Below are 2,822 nucleotides of genomic sequence, written 5' to 3'. Positions count from 1 at the left end.
GGGGGGCCCCCGGAGTTCTTTAATTCCCATCCACTGATTGACAAAGCTCAATCAGTGGATGGATGATAGTTCCTACGCACTACCGCAGGAGCTTTCATGAGCGCGCTCAAAACCTCTGCACTGCGCCTCATCAAGCCGTTCGCCTACCGCGACTACGCCCTGCTGGCCAGCGCACTTGTCCTCTCCACCTTCGCCGCCGGCATGTGGGCCGTGGCAATGGTCTACCAGGTGCGCCAGCTGGGCGGCGGGCCCATCCAGCTTTCTGCTGTGGCCACCGCCAGTGCCGCCGGGCTGCTCTGTTTCGTGCTGCTCGGCGGGATCATGGCGGACCGCCATTCCTGCCGGCGGATCGTGATGCTGGTCGAGGCGCTGTCGCTGGCAGTCATGGGCATCACCGCGGTGCTGGCCATGGCCGGTGCCCTGGAGCTGTGGCACCTGATGCTCGCCGGCTTCTGCGGCGGGGCCGGGTCGGCCTTCTTCTACCCCGCCTACTCCGCACTGCTGCCCAAGATGCTGCCCGCCGAGCAGCTGCTGGCCGCCAACGGATTGGAGGGGACAGCCCGGCCGGTGGTGCACACCGCCCTGGGCCCGATGGCCGCCGGATTCGTGGTGGCGGGACTCTCGCCGGCGCACGCCATCGTCGGCATCTGCGTAATCCACCTCGCGGCGCTGCTGATGCTGCGCCGGATCCCCAACCGCCAGGCGTACAACGCGCCAGGCCCCGTTGACGGCCAGGGACAGCCCGGGATGTTCCGGCAGCTGCGCGAAGGCATCGGCTACACGGTGCGCACCCGCTGGCTGCTGTGGACGCTGCTGTTCTCGGTCATTTCGGTGTTCACCTTCATCGGGCCCTTCGAGGTGCTGCTGCCCTTCATCGTCAGCGGCAACTTGCACGGGGACGCGAAACTGTTCAGCTTCGCACTGGCCTTCTTCGGCCTCGGTTCGGCGATCGGCTCGCTGCTGGTCGCGTCCGCGAAATTCCCGCGGCGCTACTTGAGCTTGATGACCGCCTGCTGGTGCCTGGGCACCTTGCCCCTGGCCCTGGTGGGCTACGTCGATGCCGCGTGGATGCTCTTCGCGATCCTGCTGGCCTTCGGCATCACCGATGCCGTGGGCATGGTCATCTGGGGCACCTTGCTCCAGCGCCGGGTTCCCGGACACCTGCTCGGGCGGATCTCCAGCCTGGATTTCTTCGTTTCGCTGGCGCTGATGCCGCTGTCCATGGCGGCGGCGGGACCTTTGACCCAGGTGCTCAGCTTGCAGGCGATATTCGTCATTGCCGGCCTCGCCTCGCCGCTGTTCGGAATCATCGCATGGTGGGCCGGGAAATTTGCCCGCGACGAGATAGCGCATCCGCTCTCGGACCCCGTTCCGGCGGCGCTGGACGGCGAGCGCAGCTGACCGGTTGCGACCAGCTGGCGCTGGGCCGGCGCTGATCAAACTCCCAGCAGATTTCCGCGTGTAGTTCCCGGGCACGGACCGGGCATGGCGGGAAGGTGGAAGGATGACTTCTCGATTGCCCGGCAAGGCGCGCCTGGTCCTGCTGGCCCTGTTGGCGCTGGGCCCGGCATTCCTGGTTTCCTGTTCCCCTGCACCAGCGCCTGCTCCCGATGCGCAGCCCACGGGCTCCGCGGCAAGCGAGCAGGTGGATTGCGCCGTGGCTCGTTGCGTGGCGCTGAGCTTCGATGACGGACCTGGCCAGTACACCGGGCGGCTGCTCGACGAGCTGAAGGCCGCGGATGCGCCAGCCACCTTCTTCATGGTCGGGAAGAACATTGCCAAATACCCCGACGCGGTCAAGCGCATGGCCGCCGAAGGCCACCAGCTGGGCAGCCATACCTGGGACCATGCGGATCTCACGACGCTGACCAGGGAACAGATCCAGCATGAGCTGGGATGGACCAGCGAAGCGGTAGAAAAGGCCTCCGGCCACGAGCCCACCGTCTTCCGCCCGCCCTATGGGAATCATGGTGCCGTCTATGACCGGCTGGTGCCCTACCCGTTGGTGCTGTGGGATGTTGACACCCTGGATTGGAAGCACCACGATCCGGAGAAAACGGTGCGCATCGCCATGGACGAAGTCCATCCGGGCTCCATCATCTTGATGCATGACATCCATGAGAGCTCGGTCAAGGCACTGCCGGATCTCGTGGAGAAGCTGAAGGCCGATGGCTACACCCCGGTCACCGTGGACCAGCTATTCAATGGCCAGCTGGAGAATTCGACGGCCTATGCTTCGGCTCCTGCTTCCGGCGCAACGGAATAGTTTTGCGCCGCGCAGGTGCTCAGGGGGCCTGCTCTGCGTACAGCCGCAGCTGGTCCAGCTTGTCCCCTTCGCTTTCGCGGATATTTGCCGCCAGCTCCTCGCACTGCTCCACCGTCAGATCCGGGTTGATGATTGCCACCTGCAGCACTACCTCGGTATGCCCCGCGTCGTCCTTCAGGTCGTAGCGGTAGGAGAGCCCATCGGGATTCTCCGAAGTGTGCAGGATCAGCAAGCGGTTCTCGATCAGGTCATGGACGCGATACACGCGTTCATGGCCGGCAACGCGGTATACCAGCTGGGTGCCGACCTTGAGCTGCGGGTCGTCCGAATGCATGGAGCCGATCCCATGGATCCACAAGGGTGTTGCTGCCCAATCGGTAAGCAGCTCCCAGACACGGTGCACCGGCAGGTGAATGACCACGGTGCTCTCGAAAACGCTGAACTGGCTCATATCCGCATAGTGCCACCCTGGGCGGCCAAATGGAATAGCTTCATGGCTGTTGGCATGCAATCCGGTTTCCGGCCGCCCGCAGCAAAGGCCCGCCCCCCCCGCGCG

3 protein-coding genes are annotated in these 2,822 nt (G+C 65.0%); 2 read left to right on the top strand and 1 reads right to left on the bottom strand.

Annotation, left to right across the window (positions count from 1 at the left end):
- Positions 1-96: 96 nt before the first annotated feature.
- Together ACNPM8_RS08500 and ACNPM8_RS08495 are read left to right on the top strand one after the other, a co-directional pair.
- The gene (locus tag ACNPM8_RS08500; RefSeq protein ID WP_332499113.1) at positions 97-1,401 is read left to right on the top strand and encodes an MFS transporter; all 1,305 of its coding nucleotides are present in this window, start codon (positions 97-99) and stop codon (positions 1,399-1,401) included.
- Between the two features lie 103 nt (positions 1,402-1,504).
- Entirely contained in the window at positions 1,505-2,266 is a 762-nt protein-coding gene (locus ACNPM8_RS08495; RefSeq protein WP_448939653.1) for a polysaccharide deacetylase family protein, read from the top strand.
- A 19-nt stretch (positions 2,267-2,285) separates the two neighbouring features.
- Here ACNPM8_RS08495 and ACNPM8_RS08490 read toward each other — a convergent pair whose 3' ends face one another.
- Complete coding sequence (locus tag ACNPM8_RS08490) at positions 2,286-2,717, bottom strand: SRPBCC family protein (protein ID WP_166650869.1); 432 nt, start codon at positions 2,715-2,717, stop codon at positions 2,286-2,288.
- Between the last annotated feature and the right edge of the window lie 105 nt (positions 2,718-2,822).

The organism is Glutamicibacter sp. AGC46, assembly GCF_053543715.1.
Note: the sequence above shows the minus strand (reverse complement) of the source record. Positions and strands in the feature narration are given on the sequence as shown.

Bases quoted from the DNA above. Each gene is read 5' to 3' on its own strand.
- ACNPM8_RS08500 (WP_332499113.1), top strand. From the start codon at position 97: ATGAGCGCGCTCAAAACCTCTGCACTGCGCCTCATCAAGCCGTTCGCC.
- ACNPM8_RS08495 (WP_448939653.1), top strand. From the start codon at position 1,505: ATGACTTCTCGATTGCCCGGCAAGGCGCGCCTGGTCCTGCTGGCCCTG.
- ACNPM8_RS08490 (WP_166650869.1), bottom strand. From the start codon at position 2,717: ATGAGCCAGTTCAGCGTTTTCGAGAGCACCGTGGTCATTCACCTGCCG.